Here is a 22,775-nt window from a genome sequence, read left to right as displayed (position 1 = left end):
GGGGAGATATCCTCAGTCTACACGCTCGATGACGGCCCAAGGTAGGGGCCTGAAACATATATCATCGTCATTTTTCTGTACTTTTGTGAAGAGCCGCCGCTCAGGAAAAATATGCGACAGACCATTTTGGGAGTGCAGCCCATTGCCCAACCGGTAAAAGATCTTCTTCAGCTACGGACCCGCGGATTCACAACCATATAAAGCAAATCCGTGACGAGATTCACCAGCACATAGGTGAGCCCGACGGCGAGGATACAGCCCTGTACCAGAGCATAGTCCCGATTGGAGATAGCGGAAAGGGTCAGCCGTCCGATTCCCGGCCAACTGAATATTGTCTCGGTCACGATCGCCCCGGCCAGAAGCGCGCCAAATTGCAGTCCTACCAGCGTCAGTACAGGAACCATTGCGTTGCGCAGGGCATGTTTATAGACCACCGTCCGCTCCGGCAGACCCTTGGCGCGTGCCGTTCGGATATAGTCCTGTCCCAGCTCTTCCAGCATGGCCGTGCGCACCATGCGAGTCAGAATCGCAGCCAGGGCCGCACCCATCGTACACGCGGGCAAGACAAGGTGGTCCCACCCTCCCGCCCCGCTAACAGGCAGCCAGCCGAGTTTGATGGAGACCAGCAGGATAAGAATTGGCCCAGAAGCAAAGACCGGAAATGACAGACCGAGCAAACTGACCACACCGACCGTATGGTCCTGCCAACGCGAGCGGTGCAGTGCCGCGCTGATTCCAGCCGGAACAGCAAGTACCAAAGCAATGACCAACGCTGCCAGCGTCAGCTCCAGTGTGTACGGGTATCGCGTCAGCACCAGATGCGTCACAGAATCATTCAACCGGAGGGAACGACCCAGGTCTCCGTGCAGCACACCTCGCCAGTAGTGCAGATACTGCGTTCCTATGGGGACATCCAGCCCATAAGCATGGCGGAGAGCGGCGATGTCCTGTGTGCGTGCACCTTCCCCCAGCATCTGCTCCACCGGATCACCCGGCACGATGTGGATCAGCAGGAAAACCAGCGTCACCACGAGCCAGATGACTGGCAGAATGTACATCAGTCGCATCAGCAGTATGCGAAGCACCCGCATCAGGAGGCCTTCTCCGTCTTCTCTTGTTGAGCAATCTCCTGTACAAGTACTTTGCTGATGCGATGACCGCTCATCTCGGCCACGGTGATCCTACGGCCTTCGTACTCCACACATTCGCCTCCCCGGGGGATCCTCCCCAGCCGGGCCAGCAAGAAACCAGCCAGCGTCTCTGCTCCTCCATCACGGGGCAAATGCCAGTTCATCTGTGTTTCTAGATCGCGCAGGTTGACGCTTCCATCAAGGACGACCCCTCCGCTGGCTGAAGTCAAAGGCCTGCGCACCGTCACATCAAATTCATCTTCGACTTCGCCAATGAGCTGCTCGATTGCGTCCTCTACCGTGACCAGCCCGACCGTCGTGCCGAATTCATCGACAACAATGGCCAGGTGCCGGCGGCGCTGCTGAAACTCTCGCAGCAGATCCAGGACAGGTTTGGTCTCCGGCACTACGAGCACTTCGCGCATTACCTGCCGCAGCCGCAGCTCAGAAAATGGCGCATCCGCAAACCGTGTGCGGGCCATGGCCCGGAAATGCATCAATCTCGATATCTCTTTTGAGTAGACGACGCCGATGATGTAGTCCTGCCCTCGCGCCGGATCATAGACAGGAACACGTGAGTGCTGCTCCTCAATGATGCGCGCACTAGCCTCTTCTACAAGCATGTCGGCCGGAAGAGAGAAGATGCGCTGGCGGGGCGTCATGATCTCTCTGGCAGAAATATCATTGGCCTCCACCACACGATGAATCAACGATTCCTGAAATTCCGGCAACACACCGGAACGACGCGCCGCTGTCGCCACCAGCTTCAACTCTTCCGGGGTGTGCACGGAAGACTCATGCGCCATGGGGGCATGAAATAGTTTCAGTACCAGGGAGGCAGACCGGTTCATCAGCCGCACCGCCGGACGCGTCACGCGGATAAACGCATCCATCGGACCGGCAACGCCCAGCGCCATCTGGTCTACCTTTCGCAGGGCCAGTGACTTTGGAACCAGCTCCCCAAGCAGCACGTGAAAATAGGTAATGAGCGCAAAGGCCACCGGAACTGCAATCAAATGCGCATAGACCCTCGCGTGGGGCACATTTGCCAGCCACACCTCAAAAATGTCTGCAACCACCGGCTCGCCAATCCAGCCCAAAGCAAGACTGCACAGCGTAACTCCAAACTGGACTGCAGGCAGAAAGTCTCCAAGGTTCTGCTGCAGCCGCCGGACGATGCGCGCTCCCGGCCTCCTCTGCGCAATCAGTTGTTCCACTCTGGTATCGCGCAAGCTGACAATGGCGAATTCTGCTGCCACAAAAAATCCGTTGGCCAGAATCAGCATGGCGATGGAAACAAACCGGAAAAGCAGAAATCCAGACATTTTTTCTGAGTCTATCAAGAGGACAGGGTCCGGGAACCAATTCCTTTTCCTCTACGTATACCTGGCAGGCGGAGTATCTACAGCCGCCATGAGACTGATTTGTGGGAGTATGTCCAGTGGCTGTGCAGCGAAAGAAAAAAAGATGGTGGCTCTGGGGTAGTATCTCGGCGGCCTCGCTCATCATTCTGATTGTGATTGTTTCGGCAGCACATGGCAGCGGGACAAAAATTGACTCCGGCCGTCTGGCAAAAGCTTCGCGTGCTGACATCGCAAAGAGCGTTGTGGCTACTGGCAAGATCCAGCCCATTACCAAAGTGGAGCTCAAATCCAAAGCCAGCGGCATCGTCGAAAAACTGTTCGTCGACATCAATCAGCATGTACACAAAGGACAGGTGCTGGCGCAACTTGATCAGCAGGAAATTCTTGCCCAGGTAGCGGCGCAAAAGGCGCAGCTTTCCGCAGCCCAGGCCAATGTCGTCACTTACCAGGCAAATATCGCCCAGGACCGGGTCAACGCTGCGGCCCCGGATCTGCCTCTCTATCAATCAACTTACGAGCGCAATCTCGCCATGCAAAAGGATGGAATCGTTTCCCAGCAGGTGCTCGATGACGCGCAGCGCAATTACGTTGCTGAAAAGAACAAGAGGGATGCGGCACTGGCGCAGATCCAGGTGGATGAAGCCAAATTAAAGCAGGCCGAAGCCCAGGTCAGGGAGGCCCAGGCCAGCCTCGACCAGCTCAACGAGCAACTCAGCTACACCACTCTGGTCTCTCCTATCGACGGCGTCGTTTTGTCTCGCGACGTGGAGATTGGCGATGCGGTCAGTTCAATTCTGGTTCTCGGATCTACAGCCACGTTGGTCATGACACTTGGCGATACAACACAGGTCTATGTTCAGGGAAAAGTGGACGAGGCCGACATCGGCAGCGTATACCTTGGCCAGCCGGCACGGATCCGCGTTGAGTCCTTTCCCAATAAGACCTTCCATGGCAAGGTCACAAAAATTGCACCTCTTGGGGTTGAAAAGGACAATGTGACCACCTTTGAGGTTCGCGTCTCGATTGACAATCCTACCGGCGAGCTGAAAGCCAACATGACTGCCAATGCAGAGATTCTGATTACGGAACACAAGAACGCACTTACTGTTCCTGAACAGGCAATTGTCTATGACAACCAGAAGAATGCCTTCGCCTTTGTCCCTGACCCAAAACAGAAAGATGGGCAGCGCAAGGTCCCGGTAAAGCTCGGAATCTCAAACGGAAGCAAGACCGAGATTCTTGAGGGACTGAAGGAAGGAGACACTGTCGTTTTGCAACAATAATGCAGGACATTCGCCAGGAGAACAAAATGGTATCTGTCTTTCAAAAATCGTCTGCAGTTTTGCTGCTGCTTTGTCCCGCGGCCCTGTTTGCCGCCGACGGCACTTTCGATAAAACACTGCACGTCAATGGTCCGGCAACACTCAGCATCAGCACCGGGTCCGGTTCGATTCGGGTCACTGCGGGACAGGACTCCAGGATTCACATCATTGGACACGTTCATGCCGGCAAATGGGGCAGCTGGATGGACAGCTCTTCACCCGAGCAGCGAGTACAACAAATTGTTTCCAACCCTCCGATTGAGCAAAATGGCAACACGGTTTCCATTGGAAAGCACCTGAACGAACACAATGTTTCGATTGATTACGACATCACAGCCCCGAAAGGTACAGACCTTTCCGCAAGCAGCGGCTCTGGCGATATTCACATCACCAACCTGAGTGGCCCGGCAAAGATCAGCACTGGCTCGGGATCCATTGATGCCTCGGGGCTGTCTCGCCAGGTCCTACTCGAAACTGGCTCCGGAGAGATTCGCGCGGAAATGCTCGCATCTGATAATGTCAAGGCGCAGACCGGCAGCGGAAGCATTCGTCTGAAAAATGTTCAGGGCGCCCTTTTTGCCGAAACTGGCTCAGGTGATCTGGAAATTCAGGGACAGCCTACGGCCTCATGGAAACTCGAAACCGGCTCGGGCTCCATCACCATGATCACAGGAGATGCACACTTCTCGCTGGATGCGTCCTCCGGATCTGGCTCCATCCATAGCAGCCAACCTCTGACCATCCACGGCAACCTCAACTCTCATCACGTCATGGGAGACATCCACGGAGGAGGCCCGACAGTTCGTGCCGAAACTGGCTCCGGGGAGATTCAGATCCGCTGAATCGCAGCCTTCCCCCGGCGGTACAGGGTCTGTCCGGAGAACTTCTGCTTTAAGCCCTGGGGGCATGCCCAAAGGCTTGCTTTGCTCCTTCCTGAATTTGGGTCTCGCTGAGTTTTTTCACGGTCTCTCCAACGGACCATTTGTGGCCAAAGGGATCGATGAACATGCCATAAATATCGCCCCAAAACTGTTCCTGTAATGGCATGACAACCTTGGCCCCTGCTGCCACCGCCAAATCCCATACCCGGCGTGCATCATCTACCTGCAGGTGCAATGTCACCGGAGAGCCGGAGAGCGCCTCCGGGGTATTGCTTTTTCCCCCGGTATAATCGCAAAAATCGTCGTTCAGCATCAATGCACTGCCAAAGAGTTCCACCCGAGCATGCATGATGCGTTTTCCATCCGGGGCGATATGCCGGGCAACTTCCACAGCGTTGAAGGCCTTTTTATAAAAATCAATGGCCGCTGCGGCATCGCTCACCGTCAGGTGCGGAATCAATCGTGCCTCTGTCGTTTCCATAAACGTTACTCCCCCATCAGCTGGCGAGTATACGCTCACGCCATGACGCAAGGCATTCCGTATGCCTGTTTTTCAACAGAAATTCTTAAAGGAAAGCCGCCCAAAAGCCGTCTTATCGTGCCGCCCGGACCGGTTTCTTTTGCCGCGGCCGGACCACCCTGATCTCCGCCCGGGAAGCTCCGCCGGATTGCTGGTCCATCCAATCGTCCAGCCGCGATTTTTTGAACCGCCAGCGGTTCCCCAGTTTAAAAGCGGGAACAAAGCTTTCCGAGGCATATTTATAAAGAGTGTCGGGACTGATGCCAAGATATTCTGCTGCTTGCCGAATGTCCATGACCTCACGAACTTCACTGCGCGCTGCTGACGTTTTCATTTTCTGCCCCCACTGAAAATCATGATGCCGCCTGAAGAATTTTCCCGGCCCTGTGCTTATACCCCGTTTTCCTCCTGAAATTCAAGAACTTTTCCTTATAGTTGAGGAAAAACCTCGGGTTTCGACCGTAAATATGCGGGTTTTCTCCTGTTAACCAAAATGGTTCCCGCAGTCAATTGCTTAAAGTAATTAATGAAGTATCGAGAGCTGGCAACAGAAAAGGCTGGAGATAGATGTCTCCAGCCTTTTGTCCGTCTGCGGAGTGGACCCTACACCTTCGGTTCGAGTCCATTAAGGATTTCAAGAAAATGCTCATCCACTGTTCTGTTCTTTGAAATGGCTTCTTCCAACGGAATGTCTTTAATTTCTGTTCCGCGCAGCACCACGAGTCGTCCGAAATTTCCTTGATGTACCAGGTCAATCGCCGCCAGACCGTAGCGGGTCGAGAGCATCCGGTCATAAGCTGTAGGAGTACCACCGCGCTGGGTGTGCCCAAGGTTGACCGAGCGGGTTTCATAGCCGGTCTTCTCTTCAATCAGCTCTGCCAGTGCCTGGGCGATTCCCCCCAGCCGTGCGTGACCAAAGCTGTCTACCTTGCCACCCACGGTAGCCTGGCCGCCACTGGGCAGCTTTGCCCCCTCTGCCACAACCACAATGCCATACTTCTTCCCGTGATCGTGGTTGTATTTGAGCAGCTTGCAGACGTGGTCAATATCAATCGGCTTTTCCGGAACCAGAATGGCATGTGCGCCTCCGGCAACGCCTGCGGTCAGTGCGATCCAGCCTGCGTCTCTGCCCATCACTTCGCAGACAATGACTCGGTTATGGGCTTCGGCGGTCGTATGCAGCCGGTCAATGGCTTCCGTCGCGATGGAGACAGCGGTATCAAAGCCAAAACACGCGTCGGTGCCGTAAAGGTCGTTGTCAATCGTCTTGGGAACGCCCACGCCGGGTACGCCGGCCTTGACCAGCGCGTTGGTCACCGACTGGGTATCATCGCCGCCAATGGCGATCAGCGCATCAATCTTATTGGCCTTCAGATTGGCAATGCACTTCTCAATGCCCCCTTCAATCTTGCGGACGTTGGTGCGTGAAGTGCGCAGAATCGTGCCGCCCTGGTCCAGAATTCCGTCCACGGCCTCAAGGGTCAGCGGCGTCGTCAGGTTCTCCAGAACACCACGCCAGCCCTCCAGAAAGCCGACAAACTCATCGCCATAGTGGTAAATGCCCTTTTTCACCACAGCATGAATCACTGCATTCAGACCGGGGCAGTCCCCGCCTCCAGTAAGCAGACCAACTCGCATTTCCTGTCTTCTCCTTCTATGAAATTGTTCCGGATTGGCTTCCGTCTTCAGAAAAGTTCCTCAGCCATCATAGCTGGCAGGACAGTCGAGGGACAAATTGCGCCTGAGCATCCAAGATCTTCCGACAATGCCTCGCAAAGCCGGAAGATCAGGATGGAACCGGAGCTACTCCTGGTTCTGCGGCAAATCACTCCGTCCGTAATGCTTTTACCGGATCAATCGAGGCCGCACGCTGGGCCGGGATCACACTGGCCAGGAAAGCGCAGAGTCCGAGGGAGAATACGGCCCCGAACAATACCAGCGGGTCCCAGCTTTTTACCTGATAAAGTTGGGCTGCAATCAGGCGTCCACAAGCAATGGCAATCGGAAGACCAATCGCAAGACCAATCAGGATCTGCAAAAATGCGCCCCGCAGCACCATTCTGACGACGTTCGCCCGATCGGCCCCCAGCGCCATGCGTATACCGATCTCGCTGGTACGCCGCTCGACCGTGTATGCGGTCACGCCGTAGAGACCAATCGCAGCCAGGGCAAGAGCCAGAACGCCGAAAAGCCCAGTCATCTCCGCCATGGTGCGCTGCTGATCCAAGGTGCCGTCTACCTGTTCCTGCATCGTCTGGATACGAACGATCGTCAAGTTGGGATCCACTTCACTGAAGGCGCGCCGGATCTGGGGTTCCAGACCCGTCATGCTGCCCCGAATCTGCAGGACGGCGCTTTCGATTCGATGCGTGCGGTCGTCTACCCATTGCATCAGAGGATTGTCATAACGAGCGTGCTGCGCCAGGGGCAAGAAGATCACGGGCCGCCGCCAATGACCCGTCGTATCGGTGTAGTTGGCCGAGCGGACTACGCCAACAATCTCGTAGGTTCCGCTGTACTGTGGCATGTCCATGCCAAAATGTGCGCCCAGCGGATCTTCTCCTTTTTTGAAAAACTTGCGAACAAACTCTTCATCCACTACTGCAATATTGCGCGAGGAGGCCGTGTCCTGCTCGGTAATGCTGCGGCCCTGCACAAGATGCTGTCCCATCAGTTCCAGATATCCGACGCTGACACGGTCCCAGGACGATGACGCATCATCACTGAATGTAGGCACACCTTTGCCTTCCCGAATTACAAGTTCACCCCAGTTGTCGATCAGAGGAGAGTACAGGGCCAGCGCCGCCCGCTGCACTCCGGGAATCCGAGACAGCCTGTCCTGCAGTTCGCGATAGAGTCCATCCAGACGTGCCTGGGAATAACTGGCAGGAGGCGTATTCAGAACGATGCTCACGCGGTGGTCTGTCTCAAACCCCATGTTTTGATGTTCGAGCTTTTGCAGGCTCCGTGTGAGAAATCCCGCACCGGCCAAAAGAACAATCGAAAGTGCCGCCTGGACCACAACCAGCGCTTTCTGCGGAAGGGATGCCTTGTCATGCGTGCTGCGGCTTGCTCCACGAAGCGCCTCGGCTGGATCAGCATGTGTGGCAATCCATGCTGGCGCGGTCCCAAAGAGCACCCCGGTGACAAGCGACAACCCAAAAGCAAAGGCCAGGACCGGGAGCGAAGGCGTTGCATCAATTGGCACAAAGTGCGCCCTGCTGAATGCCAAAGAAATCATCAGTTTTACGCCAAGATAGGCCACAGCGACTCCCAATGCCCCACCAAACACAGAGAGAACAAGACTCTCTGTGAGCGACTGCCGGATAAGCCTCGGTCGGGACGCCCCAGCGCCAGCCGCACCGAAGTCTGATTTCGGCGCGCAGCTCCTCGGGCCAGGAGCAGGTTTGCGATATTGGCACAGGCAATCAGCAGGACCAGACAGCAAACAATAAGAAGAATGCGTAAGCTGTCTTTGTATTCATGCTTCATATCGCTTACGCCCGAGCCGGCCGGAATGACCTTGATGATCTGCTTGGGAAGAGTGGCTTTGATTTGGGGAAGCCATTCTTTAGGCGCGCCGGCATCGGACATAAAGTCTGTCTGGAGCCACTCTCGCACCATGGTTGTGAACCGTGCAGACAAGCCACTCACGGAAGCACCCGGACGCAACCGTCCAATCACACGGAGCCACGCGGAAGCGGGCTTCTTGACCAGAGAATCATCGCCCCGCACCATCGGCTCCTGCTGTAACGGAAGCCACAAATCCGGGGGATTGCTGCGCAATGTCTCTCCGAAAAATCCTGGCGGTGTAATTCCGATGATGGTGAAAGGACGACCTTCCAGAATGAACGAAGAGCCCACCACGGAGGGATCAGCGCCATACTCCTGCTGCCATGCGCGGTAGCTCAGCATGGCCACCGGAGGCGCGGAGGGCTGGTCGTCCGCCGGAGTCATCGTGCGTCCAGCAAAAGCCTTGATTCCAAAAGTAGAAAAGTAATTGCCGGTAACGAACTCACCATACATGGCTCGGGCCTGCCGCTCGGCATTTGCCCGGCGCACACTATACTGCCATGCACCTGCCTGGAAAGCCGCCATCTCCTCAAATTCCGGGGCTGCGTCCTTCATCCGCTGGTAGAACGAATAAGAAAACATGCCCCACTCATCCTGCGGGCCGCCTTCTACGCAGCAGTCATTGCCGCTGCCCACCCGATACAAACTGGAGGGATCCACAACTGGCAGGGACTTCAGCATGATTGTATGGATCAAAGAAAAAATTGCCGTCGTTGCACCAATGCCAAGCGCGAGCGTGAGCATTGCAGTCAGCGTGAGGACGGGAGAATGGCGCATCTGGCGCAGAGCATAAGAAACGTCCTGCCGGAGAGTTTGCATGGTGGGCCTCTTAGCGCATCATAAAAGCATGAGATATACCAAAGCCAATTTATGTTTAAGCAATAGATATAAAAAGACTTGCTGAATTCCCCCTTTTCGGGAAATGTTCGCTTCCGAACAGAGCATGTCCATTTCTGAACAAATTGGTTTTAGGCCAAGTTTGCAGAATGGATCATTTGCCCCTCTCCAGAAAAAGCATTTTTGTCCTCTTGAGGGTCGACCAGGTCCTGGCTAGTTTACCTGCTGCGAAACATACCGGTTTACTCCTCTGAAGCCCGGACCCACGGATGATTTCAGTGGAGGAAATCCCGAGACCCCCGCTTTGCGGAAACGGTCCCGCCAGCGGCTCCTCTCCTTCCGCCTTGCGATACACTCAATTGCATCAGCACTTTATGGGACGAGTCAGAAATTTTGAAGCTCGCGTATTTCGTGCACTGCGGCGTGAGCCTCCGCAAAGTAAGGTACATCGCCTTGCCTTCTGGCTGCTGACCATTTATCTGGTCCTGATTCCGGAGCGGCTGCTCCCTGGGCTGGCGGGACACATTTTTAACGGTATCAGCATCTTTACGCTGGTCCTACTGGTCATTTTTTGTGTACCACTCTTCTTTCGCTGGATCTTCGGCCGCTTTCTCTGGAAGCTGCGTAACCGTCTCATCCTTACCTATCTGCTGATGGCTCTGACGCCGGTGGTGCTGTTTGTGATGCTGGCGTTGATCTCGCTTTATGTATTCAGCGGACAGTTTGCCATTTTTGCTGCTACGGCGGAGTTGAATGCCCAACTGGAACACTTTGCTGCGGAAAATCGCGCCTTTTCCATGCATGTGGCGCATGTACTCGCACAGCAGCCTTCGGTCCGCGCCGTTCCCTTGCCTGAAGTGGACATCTCATCTGACAGTCGTGACCTGGGCCTGCGTGTTGCCGCATTTTATGATGGCAAACCCCTCCCGGTCCTGCCTGAGAGCCTGAACGCCACTTCCATTACTCAAGTGCCCGCCTGGGTAAAAGACGGCTTTGAGAAAGGAGTGGTCTGGGACCAGAACAGGTTTTATCTGCGCGCGGTGGACTCGCATACCCTGAACGGACATACCACGACCCTCATCTCCAGCGTACTTCTGGACAGCTCAAGCATTGATGAAGTGGCTCATGGCATCGGCAGGATTGAAATGATTCCCGTTGTGCAGGATGAGACTGCTCCAGCTCCATCGGCTGACGGCAAACATACAGGCGTCGAGGCAGAGTTGACCCGGCACAAGCGAGTCACCGAGGAGATCCGGGAAAATTCCATCGCTGGCGGCTCTCTGCCCGCAGCCCAACATTTCTACGATATTCCCATCACCTTCTATGCTCCGCTGGAGACCAGGGACTGGTCCACAGGAAAGCTGCGCGATACGTCTACCATCGTCACATCCCGCCCCTCGCTTCTTTACAATCGTCTCTTTATCACCTCACTGAGGATCGCCACAGTTGTACAGGACATCCTGATTGGAGTGGCGATTTTCTTTGGCCTGCTGGAGATGATTGCTTTCATCATGGCCATGCGGTTGAACCGGACCATCACGCAATCGGTCAGCGATCTGTATGACGCCACCGTGGAGATCGACAAAGGCAATCTGACCCACCGCATAAAGGTGACGCGCAATGACCAGCTCGCGGCCCTCTCCCGTTCCTTCAATCGCATGGCCTACTCACTGGAGCGCCTTTTGGCCGAGCAGCGGGAAAAAGAGCGTCTGCAAAGTGAGCTTTCCATTGCACAGGAAGTCCAGGCCAACCTGTTCCCTCGCGGCGCGATTTCCCTGCCCATGCTGGAACTACATGGCGCATGCTATCCGGCACGCACTGTAAGCGGAGACTACTACGACTTCCTGGTTTTCGGTGATTCCCAGCTTGGGCTGGCGCTCGGCGACATCAGTGGAAAGGGAATCTCTGCCGCACTTTTGATGGCCACTCTGCATTCGGCCGTCCGCGCATACCGCTTTGCTGGCGAGGACCTTCTGGCCAGCCGCAATGGAGATGGGGAGGGCGACCCATTTCTGGAACCAGCCAGAATCCTGACACAGCTCAATCGTCATCTTTACCGCAGCACACAGCCGGAAAAATATGCAACGTTATTTCTCGCGCATTACGATGGATCCACGCAGCAACTGACCTACTCCTGCGGAGGACAACTGCCACCGCTGGTGCTGCGGGCCGACGACAGTGTGGCAACATTGGGTTGCGGTGGCACCGTCGTCGGTCTTCTGGAGCACGCAACTTATGACCAGGGTGTGGAGCAACTGCATCCGGGGGACATTCTGATTGCATACAGCGATGGAGTCACCGAACCGGAAAATGAATTTGGCGAATTTGGCGAAGACCGGCTGATTGAGGTTGTGCGCCGCCATCGCCATAAGCCGCTTGACTTTATCTCGGAACAAGTCATGCAGTCGCTGCGCAACTGGATCGGTGGCCAGGAGCAGCCGGACGATATTACTCTCGTCCTGGCCCGACAAAAATAACGAATTTGTGCCATGAAGGACTGCTTTGATCTTGAAGCTCTGGACCATGCCCTGGAGAGAACTCCCTTCCACGGCAAACTGCATTTTTTCCCCAGCATTCATTCCACAAACACCCACGCTCTAAAGCAGGCAGAGGCTGGCGCGCCGCACGGCAGCGTCTACTTTGCGGAGGAACAGACTGCGGGCCGAGGACGGGGCGCACACCATTGGTCTTCTCCGCCCGGTTCCGGACTCTATGTCAGCATTCTGCTTCGTCCCCAGATTCCTCCAGCAGAGGTGCTCTGGCTCTCATTGGCTGCTGGACTGGCAGTGCGTGAGGCGGTCCGGCAGGTCACATCTCTGGAATGCGATCTGCGATGGCCCAACGACCTACTGTTTGGCCGTCGGAAGTTCTGCGGAATTCTTACGGAGCTGAATGCCGAAGTTACTCGGATCCGCCATGCCGTCGTTGGTATTGGAATGAACGTCCAGCAGGAACAATTTCCTCCGGATCTGGGAGATATCGCGACTTCCCTGCGAATCGAGACGGGAAGGAGTTGGCCGCGACAGGAGCTGCTGATTGCCTTGTTACAATCGCTTCATCGTGAGATTTCCGGGCTGTCCCGCGAATCAGCGCCGGCAATTCTGCGCCGTCTGGAAGCAGCCTCCTCCTGGGTGCGCGGCAAGCATGTGCGCGTCGAGGAAGGTGAGGGATATTGGGGCGTGACCGAGGGTCTGGACCCCCGTGGATTTCTTTTGGTGCGTACCACCGAAGGAGTCCGGACGGTGTATTCCGGAGGAGTCCGCGAAGCCTGAAACAAGAAAGAAACTTATGCTCCTGGTGCTGAATGTAAACAATACGAACACGGTCATCGCGTTATACACGCTGAAGAGCGATGGCCTCACGGACAAACTGCGCGCCACCTGGCGGATCAGCACGCGCCACGGCCAGACCGCCGACGAATATGGCATTCTGGTACGGAGCCTGCTACACAGCGAGGGGGTGGAAAGCTCCCGCATCCAATCGGTGGTCATTGCATCTGTGGTCCCGCCGGTGGACTGGGTTTTGCGCCAGTTCTGTGAGCGTTATTTTCACCAGAAACCGTTGTTCATTGAGCCGGGAGTCAAGACCGGTCTGCCGATTTTGACCGACAACCCCAGTGAGGTTGGTGCTGATCGCGTAGCCAACTGCGTGGGAGCATTCGCCAAATATGGTGGCCCGACCATTGTTGTGGATTTTGGTACAGCGACGAATTTTGATGTGGTTTCACACAAGGGAGAATTTCTTGGCGGAGCCATCGCCCCGGGGCTGAATATTTCTGCGGAAGCGCTATTTGCGCGCGCTGCGCGCCTGCCGCGCGTGGAAATCAAACGTCCGGCAAAGATCATTGGCACAAACACCGTTGACAATCTGCAGATTGGTCTCTTTTATGGCCATATTGGTCTGGTGGACTTTATCCTTGGACGCATGATTGCGAAGCTAGGGGAAGGCACAAAGTGCATCGCAACCGGTGGACTTGCCCACCTGATTGCAAGCGAATCAAAATATATTTCAGAAATTGACGATATGTTGACCCTTGACGGCCTTCGTATCATCCATGACCGCAACCGGAGCGCAAAGAGCCATGCCCATGCGGATGAAACTAACCGGGCATCTTCTTAGAAGCTGCCGTCTGACGCTATAGATTTGGACAAGGCCCTCGGAGGCGGTGGCTTCCACTACGGATGGCACTGTAGTTCGGCCCGCGGGAAATGAATGTGCACAGAAGCGGCGCCATTTCCGCAACCCGCATCAACAGAAGTACATCTTGGAAAACTATTTCAACTACTTTACGGAAATCGAAGAACACTTCCAGAGGAAACGCGGTTCTGTGCTTCTGCTTTCCACCCTGGACTGGGCGCTGATTGAGGCCTGGCGCGAGGCCGGCGTGCCACTTGAAGCTGTTCTGCGAGGCATTGACGCTACGTTTGAGAAATATGAACAGCGCAGGGCGAGATCGCGCTCTCGGCGCATCAACGGACTGGCCTATTGCGCGCAGGAGGTCATGGCCGCCGTGGAGGAGATGCGAGAGGCAGCGACGGGTGCCTCCACAGCACAGCATAACGACCATACGGCAGCTGCCGGGTTTGAGGCAGACCGCATCGCCTCACATCTTGAACGTTGCGCCGAGGACCTGAAAGCCGCACGCTTCGAGGAAACCGCACAGCGTCTTCTGGCGCTGGCTGCCGGCGTCCGTGTTGAGCTGCCTGATCTGGAAGACTTAGAGCGCACTTTGGCCACGCTCGAAGAAAAGCTCTTTGCCCAGCTACTGACCATGACTCCGGAAGACGAGCTGCGAAGCCTCCGCACCCAGGCAGAGCAGGAACTGGCCCCCTACAAGCGGCGGATGAGCGCCGTACAGATCCGGCAAATTGAACAGCAGTTCGTACACAAGCGCTTACTCGAACGATACAAGTTGCACCGCCTGAGCCTCTTCTACATGGACCAGTCATGAAGCTGCGAATTGAAAAGTGCATTTATGGCGGCGCCGGACTCGCTCGCGTGGAAGGCAAGGCCGTCTTTGTTCCTCTGTCGCTTCCGGGAGAACTGTTGGAGGCCCGTAGCGTTGAAGAACGACCTGGGTACATTCAGGCAGAGGTGGAGACGATACTGGAAGCTTCACACCAGCGCTCTCAGCCTCCCTGCGAATACTATGGATTATGCGGCGGATGCCATTACCAGCATGCAGACTATGCTCTGCAATTGGAAATCAAGCGCAGCATTTTGTCTGAAACACTGGAGCGGGCGCATCTGCGTGGTTTGCCGGAAATTCAACCAGTCTTCGCTGCTCCTTGGGCCTATCGAAACCGCGTCCGCCTTCATATTGCTGAGCAGCCTTTCGGCCTTTGCTATCGAAAGCGCAGCTCGCATCAGGGGCTGGCGGTCCATCAATGCCCCATCTCCGCACCCATGCTTGAGCAGGCCATCGCCGCTGTCCAGCGCGTGGGCCAGAGCTGCGGCATCGGCAATTTTCAGGAGATCGAGTTTTTTACCAACCATGCCCAGGATGAACTGCTTCTTTCTCTCTGGACAGACAGACATTTGCCGCGCGTCGGCGCGGTCCTTGGGCACTTCTGTGAGGCGCTTCGCCCGGAAGTCCCTGCACTCTCCGGGGCCGCCGTCTATTTTTCACAAAAGGGAAAACACCGTGTTTCCAGGGCGGCCACATGGAAGGCGCAATCATTAACATACCGGGCAGCCGGCCATACCTACCGCGTCAGTAGCGGGTCATTTTTCCAGGTCAACCGCTTTCTCGTCGACCATCTTGCCAGCCTGGCCTGCCACGGCCGCTCTGGTAATCTGGCGTGGGACCTGTACGCCGGAGTTGGCCTCTTTTCACGCAAACTTGCTGAAACTTTTGATCATGTCATCGGGGTTGAAGCTTCCCCCTCATCTTCACAGGACCTGCATCACAATTTGTCCGGAACTGGCCATCAGGCGGTTGCCAGCCAGACGCTTAAATTTTTGCGCCAACAGGTAGAGCGGAAAGAGGCCCCACCAGACCTGATCCTGGCCGACCCTCCTCGTGCAGGACTTGGCAAGGAAATCACTTCCTTACTTACGAAAGTAAGGGCCAAACAGCTGGTTTATGTCTCCTGTGACCCGGCAACTCTCTCCCGCGATTTGAGAGCATTGCTAGAATTCGGCTATCACGTCCAAAGCATCCACATGGTGGACCTGTTCCCGCAGACGTTCCATCTGGAAAGTGTAACGGTGTTGTTGCTTGATTGAGCTATGCCAGCAGAGGCTGTGAAACCGCTGCGTTTTACCGAAGTACCCTTGTTTTTTGCCGCCCTCTGGTTTGCCTGCGGTGTTTGCATCTGCCATTTTTTCTGGATCTCCCCTGCTCTGCTCTTTGTCAGCGCAACTCTGTGCGCAATGCTCAGCCTCCTGTCTGCCGATGCCCCATCCCCCTTGGCTCTCGTCCCTCCCACAGTGCTGTTTCTGCTTTTGGGAGCATTTTGCGTCGAGGCAGTTCCCTATCCGAATCCTCAGACAGATCTTGCGTACTTGGCCGACGGTAAAGTACGCACGGTGGAGGGGACTGTCGTCCGCACAGACGCTCCGCACCTGGCCGTATCGACCTTGCCTTTTTCACAAAATATCCGACAGGAGCAGACCCAGCAGATTCATCTGCAGGTCCACGCTGTAAGCGAGGAAAAAGAAGGGATGCAGACCGTCTCCGGTGGCATTCTGCTTAAGATCTACGCACCCTTGGCCGATCCTGTTCCAGCGATACCTTGTGGAAGTATCGTCCGCGCGACCACCTCCATCCATTTACCGGAGCAATATCTTGACCCCGGCGTGTGGAACGAACGGATCTGGCTTCTTTCCCAAGGTATTGGGGCGATTGGCAGCACGAACCTTCATGCCATCCATATCATTCGCCAGGGCGGCCGCGCGTCCTTTTCCTGTTGGCTGCACAGTTTGCAGCAAAAAGTAAGTGCAAGCCTGATTGCTCATGCTGCAAATCCATCCCCAGGTTTTTTTCGCATCAGCCGCGAAGACGCCACCATGCTGACGGCCATGCTCACAGGAGACCGTGCATATCTGACGCGCGGTGTCCGCACAAGTTTTGAGCGGACTGGAACTTTTCATCTCCTTGTTGTTTCAGGACTGCATGTGGCCATCTTTGCCGGACTCGTCTTTTTTGTGGCCGATGTCCTGAGGCTTTCTCGTCCGGTTGCGACCCTGGTCACCATCGCTCTTGCCTTCCTCTATGCGCTTTTTACTGGATATGGGCAGCCTGTCCAGCGCGCCTTCTGGATGATTGCACTCTACCTCACGGGACGTCTTTTGTGGCGGGAACGCAGTGCATTGAATGCACTCGGTCTGGCAGCTCTGGCGCTTCTGGTGGCCAATCCCCGCGCTCTCTTTGATGCAGGTTTTCAGATGACTATGCTGACCGTGCTGTCTACCGCTGGGGTGGCCGCCCCCATCGCAGAGAAGAGCTTTGCACCTTATCTGCGGGCCTTGCGAAATCTCTGGGTACTACCCTGTGACCCGGCGCTCCCGCCGCGTGTGGTGCAGTTCCGCGTAGGCCTACGTTTGCTCGTCGAACACATGCAACTGGTGGCTGGCCCACGAATCGCTCAGATGGTCCCCCTAGGGACAGGGTTTGCGCTCCGCCTGCTGGAACTTCTGCTGGTCTCTGTTGTGATTGAACTGGTGATGTCTTTGCCCATGGCGCTTTATTTTCATCGCGTGACCGTCACCGGCATCCCAGTGAATCTGCTGGTCCTTCCTCTTCTGGGCATCCTTTTACCCTGCGCGATGCTGACGCTGTTCTGTGTGGCCTTCCTGCCCGCCCTTGCCCTTCTGCCCTCTTTGCTTACGGCCGCAGTGCTGCATCTCATGCTGCTGCCTGTACATTGGGCCTCGCTTTCCCCCTGGGGAAACCTGCGGCTGGCCACACCTTCCTCTTTTGCGATTCTGGCCTTTCTGGCCTGTCTCTCCTTCGCACTCTGGATGGCGCGCAGGCAAAAGTTTGCAGCGGCCGCAGCCCTGTTCTTCCTTCTTGCCGGAGCCACCATCCTCACCGGATGGCATGGACCTTTCCATCGGCAAAACTATCTCAGCATCAGCGCACTGGATGTGGGACAGGGTGACTGTATTCTGTTGATGACCCCGCTGGGAAAGACGCTGCTGGTTGATGCAGGCGGAATCGTGGGTGCGGCTCCCGACGCCCGCTTTGACATCGGGGAAGATGTAGTCTCACAAACGCTCTGGGCGCTGGGCATCCGTCACCTGGATGCTCTTGCCATCACCCATGCCCACGCGGACCACATCGGCGGCATTCCCGCTGTAATTGAAAATTTTCATCCTGACGAGTTGTGGGTGGGGCGCAATCCTCACAGCCCGGCCTATGACAGCATCCTGCAGGAAGCCGATTACAACCATGTACATCTTCGGCAGCATCTCGCGGGAGATACTTTCAGCTTTGGAGGAATCGAAGTACATGTCCTGTCCCCGGCCCCGGACTACGCCCCCAAAGCTGCACCTGCCAACGACGATTCTCTAGTACTGCGGGTCAACTATGGACACACCTCAGCACTACTGGAAGGCGATGCCGAAGCCCCCAGTGAAGCGCGCATGATTGCCGAAGGCGGCCTGCAATCCGATTTGCTCAAGGTAGGGCATCATGGCAGCAAGAGCTCGACAACAGCAGCCTTTCTTCAGGCCGTCTCACCGTCCTACGCCGTCATCTCGGTGGGTCGACACAACTTATACGGCCATCCGAAACCTGAGACCCTGGAAAAGCTCGAACAGGCGCACATTCGCACCTATCGCACAGACCTTCTGGGTGCCTCAACTTTTTTTCTGGATGGCACCCATATCTGGACATCTCACTGGAACGCTACGCAACGGTAAGGTGTTGCCCAGTCATTTCAGGAATGCATCAGGCCAGCGCCAGGGCACGGACCTCTTCCCTGCGCACCGTAAGCCTTTCCACAAGATCCGTTTTCACCTGGAAACCGCGTCCCGGCGACGTGGGCACGCGGATCTCACCTTGCGAAGAGACTTCCACCTCTGGCTCGATGATGTCCTCAGTCCAGTAGCGCTTTGAGGCCGAGACATCTCCAGGAAGTGAGAAATTTTCAAGTGAAGAAAGCGCAATATTGTGCGAGCGGCCGATGCCGCTTTCCAGCATTCCCCCGCACCAGACCGGTACGCCTCTTTCCTGCGCAGCATTGTGCACGGCAATGGCCTCGCTGAAGCCGCCGACGCGCCCGTTTTTGATGTTGATAATGCGGCATGACCCCATGTCGATGGCTGCCAGCGCATCGCGCCGGTTGCGGATCGATTCATCCAGACAAACTGCGGTCTTGATCCGCTTCTGCAGCATGGAATGGAAGTAAAAATCATCGGCCCAGAGCGGCTGCTCGATCATCAGCAGATCGAAGGCGTCAAAACTGGCCAGGTGGTCCATGTCGTTCAGACGATATGCGGAGTTGGCGTCGCAGCTCAGCAGAATCTCGGGCCATCGGTTTCGTACCGCCTCAAAGATCTCAACGTCCCACCCAGGTTTGCACTTCAGCTTGATGCGCTGATACCCGGCTGCAAGCTCTTTTTCTACCGCGGCAAGCTGCTTTTCCAGCGTGGGCTGGATCCCAATCGAGACCCCGCAGGGAATGACCTCCCGTGTGCCGCCGAGGAGCTGTGCCAGTGGAATCCCTCGCATCTGTGCTTCCAGGTCCCAGACAGCATTCTCCAGCGCGGCCTTCGCCATGCGATGCCCACGGACCTTACGGAAGATTCCGGGACACTTGCCGCCGTGTTCAGGATCGGCGCTGGCCAGGGCTGGCGCAAGTTCCTGCATGGTCATCAGCCAGGCGGTATCTATGGTCTCCTCACTGAAATAAGGATGCTCGCCGGCGACACATTCTCCCCACCCGGTCAGCCCTTCAGCACGGACCTCAACCAGCATGATGCGACGGTCTGTCGTCGTCCCAAAGCTGGTCTGGAACGGCTGTACCAGTGGCATCCGGATTTCCCGCAGAACGATGGAATCAATCTTCATACAATCTCACCTGGGTTCCTGCCAGGCCCCGAGTTCGTAAACCCCGTTGCCTTCGGCATCTGTTCTGAAGCCTATGACTGCCAATCCACGCTGAAACGCCTCAAGAAAGAGCTGGCGGTTTCTGGTCTGCACTTCGAGCGCACGTGCGTGGTCTTCTGTTGAGGACTTCCATTCGTATATCTCACGCGGGACCAGAATCGTCTGCTCCACCCGCAGAGGTAGGGCGGCCTTTCCAGCCAGCACTGCCTCGACCCGCTCCGATTGCATCCACCACTCAGCATGCAGCCGGTCTGTTGGCAGCCCACCCTGGAGACGAGATGAGGATACACCATAAAAGTTCGGCGTATATCTGCGGACCACGGCCCCCAGCCTGTGGATATTCAGAAAAGCGTTCTTGATCTCCAGCGGATCAAAGGTCCATTCCATTAACCGAAAACCCCGGCTGACTGCATCTTCCCGCTGGGCCAGCTTCAGCCGGCGGCCAATGCCGGAGTTCCGGTATTCAGGATTCACTGCCAGCATGTGGGAGTGCAAGTATGGTTCCAGACGTGCCGACGATGGCTCCCGGACCGCCGGGATGGCCATGGCAAAACCTACCAGGCGCTCAGGTGTTGCCTGGTTCCCGTGCGTGATATCGAAGGCTCCAAGCACCTGGCCGCCGATTTTCTGTGTCACGGTAAAGACCCGCCGGGGAATGACGTCCCCGTCGGAGTATCCCCAGACGTCTATCTGTAACTGGACACAGGCATCCAGCTCCTCAAATCCCTGGCAGTGGCGTACCAAAATTTGCCGCCCCTGCGGCGTGGTAAAGGTCATGTGGTTCCTGCTGAGCATCGGCGTCTAGAAATTGTGCTTTTCTTCTCTTATTCGGAAACGCTTCTGGACTCCTGCTCTTTGACAGCCGTCCAAAGCGCCTCCAGATCTTCAGATGGAAGCTCTTCCAGCGGTTTTGGACTCAGGGCTTCCATTTGAGAAAACCTGCGGCGAAATTTTGCATTACTCTCGCGCAGGGCCATCTCCGGATCCACCTTCAGGTGGCGGGCAAGATTGACTACCGTGAACAGAAGGTCTCCCAGCTCCATGCTGATCGCTTCGAGGTCCTGCTCCGGCCTCCTTCTCTCTGCTTCCAGTTCTTCAATTTCTTCCTGCAGCTTTTCCAGGATGCCCTGCGCATCTGGCCAGTCAAAGCCGCTCTTTGCGGCCCGCGATCCCAGCTTCTGTGCCTCCATCAGGGCCGGCAGCGAACGGGGAACAGCCTCCAACCTTCCCTTCCGCCCTTCCTTTCCGGATTTTTCGCGCTGCTTGATCTCTTCCCAATTGCGCAGGACCTGTCCGGCATCAATCCCCTGCGTTGCCAACCCTTCGGCCGTGTTTCCAGCCGCAGCCGAAGCCGCATCGCCAAAAACATGCGGATGCCTCCGGACGAGTTTCTGGTTCAGGCAGCGAATCACATCGGAAATTGTAAAATGCCCCGCCTCGGAAGCCATTTCCGCGTAAAAGAGCACTTGCAGCAGAAGGTCACCCAGTTCTTCCTTGAGGTGTCCCCAATCTCTCTGCTCGATTGCATCAAGCACCTCGTAGGTTTCTTCCAGCGTATATTTGCGGATGGAGTCAAAGGTCTGCTCCCGGTCCCAAGGGCACCCCCCCGGGGCGCGAAGCTGCGCCATGATGGCAACAGCTTGTTGAAACTGTTGACCTGCATCCTGTTCTGATGGCATGACTTTACTCTAACCGATTCCAAACTTTCTCCGTGACGGTTGCCCTTTTGCGGTCAAGAGGATACAACTATTGCAGAGCTGCAATTCACTTCTGTAACCAATTTCTCTCACGCAATGGGCAGGCTTTCACTGTCGGGAACGAAACATGAGTGCAAGAATCCTTCTGGTTGGAAACGATCCGCAATTGTTGGCAACGCGGGCCGCGGTCGTGCACACCCGATGGCAATCGAAAGCTGCAGACCCAGAAGACACACTGAAAGCCCTGCGTGAGGACACCTTTCACATCGTGGTCCTCTGCCACACCATAGAACAGCCCCAAGCGGCAATTCTGGCAGAGAAGATCCACCGTCTTTTCCCGGCCGTGCGCCTTCTTGCCCTTGAAACAACTTTAGGGAGTGCCGATTACATCCGAGAGCTGGGACAGAAATATAACATTGCTACCGGTGTGGCTTCTGTTTATGCTCCCGAGGAGATGCTGGAGGCGATTGCGTATCTGCTTCAGGACTGACAACGGGTGGCCGGGTAAGCCACCAGAGCACCTGCCCAAAGATACTCCATTTGGTATCGTTGGCGATATCAATCGGCGCATAGCGATGATTCGCAGGCACCAGAATGTCCGCCGAAGGCAGTCTTTGCAGAAGGGCGACTTTAAAGCCAAGATTTCGGTGGCTGGCCAGTACAATCTTTCCCAGTAAAGTGTCTTTGTCCGTCACCTCGGTGTCCACCGCAAGCAGCGTACCTGAATCGATGATCGGAAGCATGGAATCCCCGGTCATATGCACACAGATCATGGCCTCGGGATGAGGACACCACGAGAGGGGTACAGTCAGGACCTCTTCAATCCGGGCATCGCCAATCCGCACATGCTGTTCCGGAGGGACCTCGTCTCCATACGCTGTGATGTTCAGCAAAGGAATGGCGACGGCATTCCCCTTGTCGGCGACAGTACTCTTCTTCAACTTCCGGCCGGTAACGAACCTGAACTCACCCAGCTTTACCTTCAGCGATGAAGTCAGCACGCGAGACCGGCTTTCGGCAAATCCCGAACTGTTGATACCAGCCTGCTCCCAGAAATAGACATCGTCCGGCGGCCCAGCCAGATTGCCCAATGCCACATACGCGGCCCCGGTGGGCTCATGTGTACCCTTCATCCAACGGGAAACAGTGGCCGAGGAGACCCCCAGGCGCTGCGCCAGGGCCGCCTGCGTCAGGCGATGCTTCTGCATCAAAGCTGCAATTCTGCCCGGCCATTCGGGTTTGACTTTCGGTAAAGACACCATGAAGAAGTACTACGAGTGCACTTTCAGAAATGTAATTACACCAATGAAATCAATCACTTAGATGCGCTAAAGGGAGATTAACAGCCTTAGGAGGAATCTCTCAACCTTAACGTCTCTGGGGATCGCTATCTA

The 22,775-nt window shown here is 55.9% G+C and carries 20 protein-coding genes; 9 read left to right on the top strand and 11 right to left on the bottom strand.

The features are described 5' to 3' along the window. Positions 1 to 167: 167 nt before the first annotated feature. Both N655_RS0113800 and N655_RS0113795 read right to left on the bottom strand, forming a co-directional pair. A complete protein-coding gene (locus N655_RS0113800) occupies positions 168 to 1,091 on the bottom strand; it encodes an ABC transporter permease (protein ID WP_026443451.1) in 924 nt (307 codons plus the stop codon). Continuing rightward, on the bottom strand, positions 1,091 to 2,455 hold the full coding sequence (locus N655_RS0113795; protein WP_026443450.1) for a hemolysin family protein: 1,365 nt from the start codon (positions 2,453 to 2,455) through the stop codon (positions 1,091 to 1,093). Before N655_RS0113795 ends, N655_RS0113800 begins: the two co-directional genes overlap by 1 nt. 122 nt (positions 2,456 to 2,577) lie before the next feature. Here N655_RS0113795 and N655_RS0113790 point away from each other — a divergent pair, with 122 nt between their 5' ends. Both N655_RS0113790 and N655_RS0113785 read left to right on the top strand, forming a co-directional pair. Then, positions 2,578 to 3,777 (top strand): efflux RND transporter periplasmic adaptor subunit, encoded by a 1,200-nt coding sequence (locus N655_RS0113790; protein WP_349509493.1) that lies wholly within the window; start codon positions 2,578 to 2,580, stop codon positions 3,775 to 3,777. A 26-nt stretch (positions 3,778 to 3,803) separates the two neighbouring features. Next, positions 3,804 to 4,658: a DUF4097 family beta strand repeat-containing protein gene (locus N655_RS0113785; protein ID WP_026443448.1), complete on the top strand. Its 855-nt coding sequence runs from the start codon at positions 3,804 to 3,806 to the stop codon at positions 4,656 to 4,658. Between the two features lie 49 nt (positions 4,659 to 4,707). Here the strand turns inward: N655_RS0113785 and N655_RS0113780 are convergent, their stop codons facing one another. The 5 genes from N655_RS0113780 to N655_RS20960 all read right to left on the bottom strand — a co-directional run bounded on the left by N655_RS0113780 (position 4,708) and on the right by N655_RS20960 (position 9,609). Next, a complete protein-coding gene (locus tag N655_RS0113780) occupies positions 4,708 to 5,178 on the bottom strand; it encodes a VOC family protein (protein WP_026443447.1) in 471 nt (156 codons plus the stop codon). Between the two features lie 112 nt (positions 5,179 to 5,290). Next, positions 5,291 to 5,551: a helix-turn-helix domain-containing protein gene (locus N655_RS0113775; protein WP_026443446.1), complete on the bottom strand. Its 261-nt coding sequence runs from the start codon at positions 5,549 to 5,551 to the stop codon at positions 5,291 to 5,293. A gap of 269 nt (positions 5,552 to 5,820) precedes the next feature. Further along, positions 5,821 to 6,855: a 6-phosphofructokinase gene (locus N655_RS0113770; RefSeq protein WP_026443445.1), complete on the bottom strand. Its 1,035-nt coding sequence runs from the start codon at positions 6,853 to 6,855 to the stop codon at positions 5,821 to 5,823. 187 nt (positions 6,856 to 7,042) lie between these two features. After that, the gene (locus N655_RS20965; protein WP_349509492.1) at positions 7,043 to 8,509 is read right to left on the bottom strand and encodes an FtsX-like permease family protein; all 1,467 of its coding nucleotides are present in this window, start codon (positions 8,507 to 8,509) and stop codon (positions 7,043 to 7,045) included. Beyond that, complete coding sequence (locus N655_RS20960) at positions 8,464 to 9,609, bottom strand: ABC transporter permease (protein WP_238324745.1); 1,146 nt, start codon at positions 9,607 to 9,609, stop codon at positions 8,464 to 8,466. The genes N655_RS20965 and N655_RS20960 overlap by 46 nt, the downstream gene beginning before the upstream one ends. A 392-nt stretch (positions 9,610 to 10,001) precedes the next feature. On the opposite strand from N655_RS20960, the gene N655_RS20000 reads away from it, so the two are divergent. From N655_RS20000 to N655_RS19095, 6 genes are all read left to right on the top strand, one after another. Beyond that, positions 10,002 to 12,104 carry a PP2C family protein-serine/threonine phosphatase gene (locus N655_RS20000; RefSeq protein ID WP_049961445.1) on the top strand — a complete coding sequence of 701 codons (2,103 nt, stop codon included), beginning with the start codon at positions 10,002 to 10,004 and terminating at the stop codon, positions 12,102 to 12,104. 12 nt (positions 12,105 to 12,116) lie between these two features. Beyond that, entirely contained in the window at positions 12,117 to 12,899 is a 783-nt protein-coding gene (locus N655_RS0113755) for a biotin--[acetyl-CoA-carboxylase] ligase (RefSeq protein WP_044934729.1), read from the top strand. A 16-nt stretch (positions 12,900 to 12,915) separates the two neighbouring features. Next, positions 12,916 to 13,746, top strand: a complete 831-nt coding sequence (locus N655_RS19100; protein ID WP_044934727.1) for a type III pantothenate kinase — start codon at positions 12,916 to 12,918, stop codon at positions 13,744 to 13,746. Between the two features lie 145 nt (positions 13,747 to 13,891). Next, entirely contained in the window at positions 13,892 to 14,578 is a 687-nt protein-coding gene (locus tag N655_RS0113745; RefSeq protein WP_026443443.1) for a hypothetical protein, read from the top strand. After that, on the top strand, positions 14,575 to 15,855 hold the full coding sequence (locus tag N655_RS0113740; RefSeq protein WP_026443442.1) for a class I SAM-dependent RNA methyltransferase: 1,281 nt from the start codon (positions 14,575 to 14,577) through the stop codon (positions 15,853 to 15,855). The genes N655_RS0113745 and N655_RS0113740 overlap by 4 nt, the downstream gene beginning before the upstream one ends. A gap of 18 nt (positions 15,856 to 15,873) precedes the next feature. Next, positions 15,874 to 18,495, top strand: coding sequence for a ComEC/Rec2 family competence protein (locus N655_RS19095; protein WP_162173558.1), 2,622 nt, complete (start codon positions 15,874 to 15,876; stop codon positions 18,493 to 18,495). Between the two features lie 28 nt (positions 18,496 to 18,523). On the opposite strand, the gene menC is transcribed toward N655_RS19095, so the two are convergent. From menC to mazG, 3 genes are read right to left on the bottom strand one after another with little or no spacing between them, the layout of a single operon-like run. Beyond that, positions 18,524 to 19,645, bottom strand: a complete 1,122-nt coding sequence (menC, locus tag N655_RS0113730; RefSeq protein ID WP_026443441.1) for an o-succinylbenzoate synthase — start codon at positions 19,643 to 19,645, stop codon at positions 18,524 to 18,526. A 6-nt stretch (positions 19,646 to 19,651) separates the two neighbouring features. Continuing rightward, positions 19,652 to 20,461 carry a GNAT family N-acetyltransferase gene (locus N655_RS0113725; RefSeq protein WP_044934723.1) on the bottom strand — a complete coding sequence of 270 codons (810 nt, stop codon included), beginning with the start codon at positions 20,459 to 20,461 and terminating at the stop codon, positions 19,652 to 19,654. A 47-nt stretch (positions 20,462 to 20,508) separates the two neighbouring features. Further along, positions 20,509 to 21,363 carry a nucleoside triphosphate pyrophosphohydrolase gene (gene mazG, locus N655_RS0113720; RefSeq protein ID WP_026443439.1) on the bottom strand — a complete coding sequence of 285 codons (855 nt, stop codon included), beginning with the start codon at positions 21,361 to 21,363 and terminating at the stop codon, positions 20,509 to 20,511. A gap of 145 nt (positions 21,364 to 21,508) precedes the next feature. Here mazG and N655_RS20605 point away from each other — a divergent pair, with 145 nt between their 5' ends. Further along, the gene (locus tag N655_RS20605; protein WP_155987602.1) at positions 21,509 to 21,871 is read left to right on the top strand and encodes a hypothetical protein; all 363 of its coding nucleotides are present in this window, start codon (positions 21,509 to 21,511) and stop codon (positions 21,869 to 21,871) included. Here the strand turns inward: N655_RS20605 and N655_RS19090 are convergent. After that, complete coding sequence (locus tag N655_RS19090; RefSeq protein ID WP_044934721.1) at positions 21,801 to 22,643, bottom strand: S24 family peptidase; 843 nt, start codon at positions 22,641 to 22,643, stop codon at positions 21,801 to 21,803. The genes N655_RS20605 and N655_RS19090 overlap by 71 nt on opposite strands. Positions 22,644 to 22,775: the final 132 nt, after the last annotated feature.

Origin of the sequence: Pseudacidobacterium ailaaui (assembly GCF_000688455.1) — a bacterium.
GTDB classification, from domain to species: Bacteria; Acidobacteriota; Terriglobia; order Terriglobales; family Acidobacteriaceae; genus Pseudacidobacterium; species Pseudacidobacterium ailaaui.
Note: the sequence above shows the minus strand (reverse complement) of the source record. Positions and strands in the feature narration are given on the sequence as shown.

Coding starts and splice junctions, on each gene's coding strand:
- N655_RS19090 (WP_044934721.1), bottom strand. CDS start 22,643: ATGGTGTCTTTACCGAAAGTCAAACCCGAATGGCCGGGCAGAATTGCA.
- N655_RS0113755 (WP_044934729.1), top strand. CDS start 12,117: ATGAAGGACTGCTTTGATCTTGAAGCTCTGGACCATGCCCTGGAGAGA.
- N655_RS20000 (WP_049961445.1), top strand. CDS start 10,002: ATGGGACGAGTCAGAAATTTTGAAGCTCGCGTATTTCGTGCACTGCGG.
- N655_RS0113785 (WP_026443448.1), top strand. CDS start 3,804: ATGGTATCTGTCTTTCAAAAATCGTCTGCAGTTTTGCTGCTGCTTTGT.
- N655_RS0113725 (WP_044934723.1), bottom strand. CDS start 20,461: ATGACCTTTACCACGCCGCAGGGGCGGCAAATTTTGGTACGCCACTGC.
- N655_RS0113800 (WP_026443451.1), bottom strand. CDS start 1,091: ATGCGGGTGCTTCGCATACTGCTGATGCGACTGATGTACATTCTGCCA.
- N655_RS0113770 (WP_026443445.1), bottom strand. CDS start 6,855: ATGCGAGTTGGTCTGCTTACTGGAGGCGGGGACTGCCCCGGTCTGAAT.
- N655_RS0113795 (WP_026443450.1), bottom strand. CDS start 2,455: ATGTCTGGATTTCTGCTTTTCCGGTTTGTTTCCATCGCCATGCTGATT.
- N655_RS20960 (WP_238324745.1), bottom strand. CDS start 9,609: ATGCAAACTCTCCGGCAGGACGTTTCTTATGCTCTGCGCCAGATGCGC.
- menC (WP_026443441.1), bottom strand. CDS start 19,645: ATGAAGATTGATTCCATCGTTCTGCGGGAAATCCGGATGCCACTGGTA.
- mazG (WP_026443439.1), bottom strand. CDS start 21,363: ATGCCATCAGAACAGGATGCAGGTCAACAGTTTCAACAAGCTGTTGCC.
- N655_RS0113775 (WP_026443446.1), bottom strand. CDS start 5,551: ATGAAAACGTCAGCAGCGCGCAGTGAAGTTCGTGAGGTCATGGACATT.
- N655_RS0113740 (WP_026443442.1), top strand. CDS start 14,575: ATGAAGCTGCGAATTGAAAAGTGCATTTATGGCGGCGCCGGACTCGCT.
- N655_RS19100 (WP_044934727.1), top strand. CDS start 12,916: ATGCTCCTGGTGCTGAATGTAAACAATACGAACACGGTCATCGCGTTA.
- N655_RS20605 (WP_155987602.1), top strand. CDS start 21,509: ATGAGTGCAAGAATCCTTCTGGTTGGAAACGATCCGCAATTGTTGGCA.
- N655_RS0113780 (WP_026443447.1), bottom strand. CDS start 5,178: ATGGAAACGACAGAGGCACGATTGATTCCGCACCTGACGGTGAGCGAT.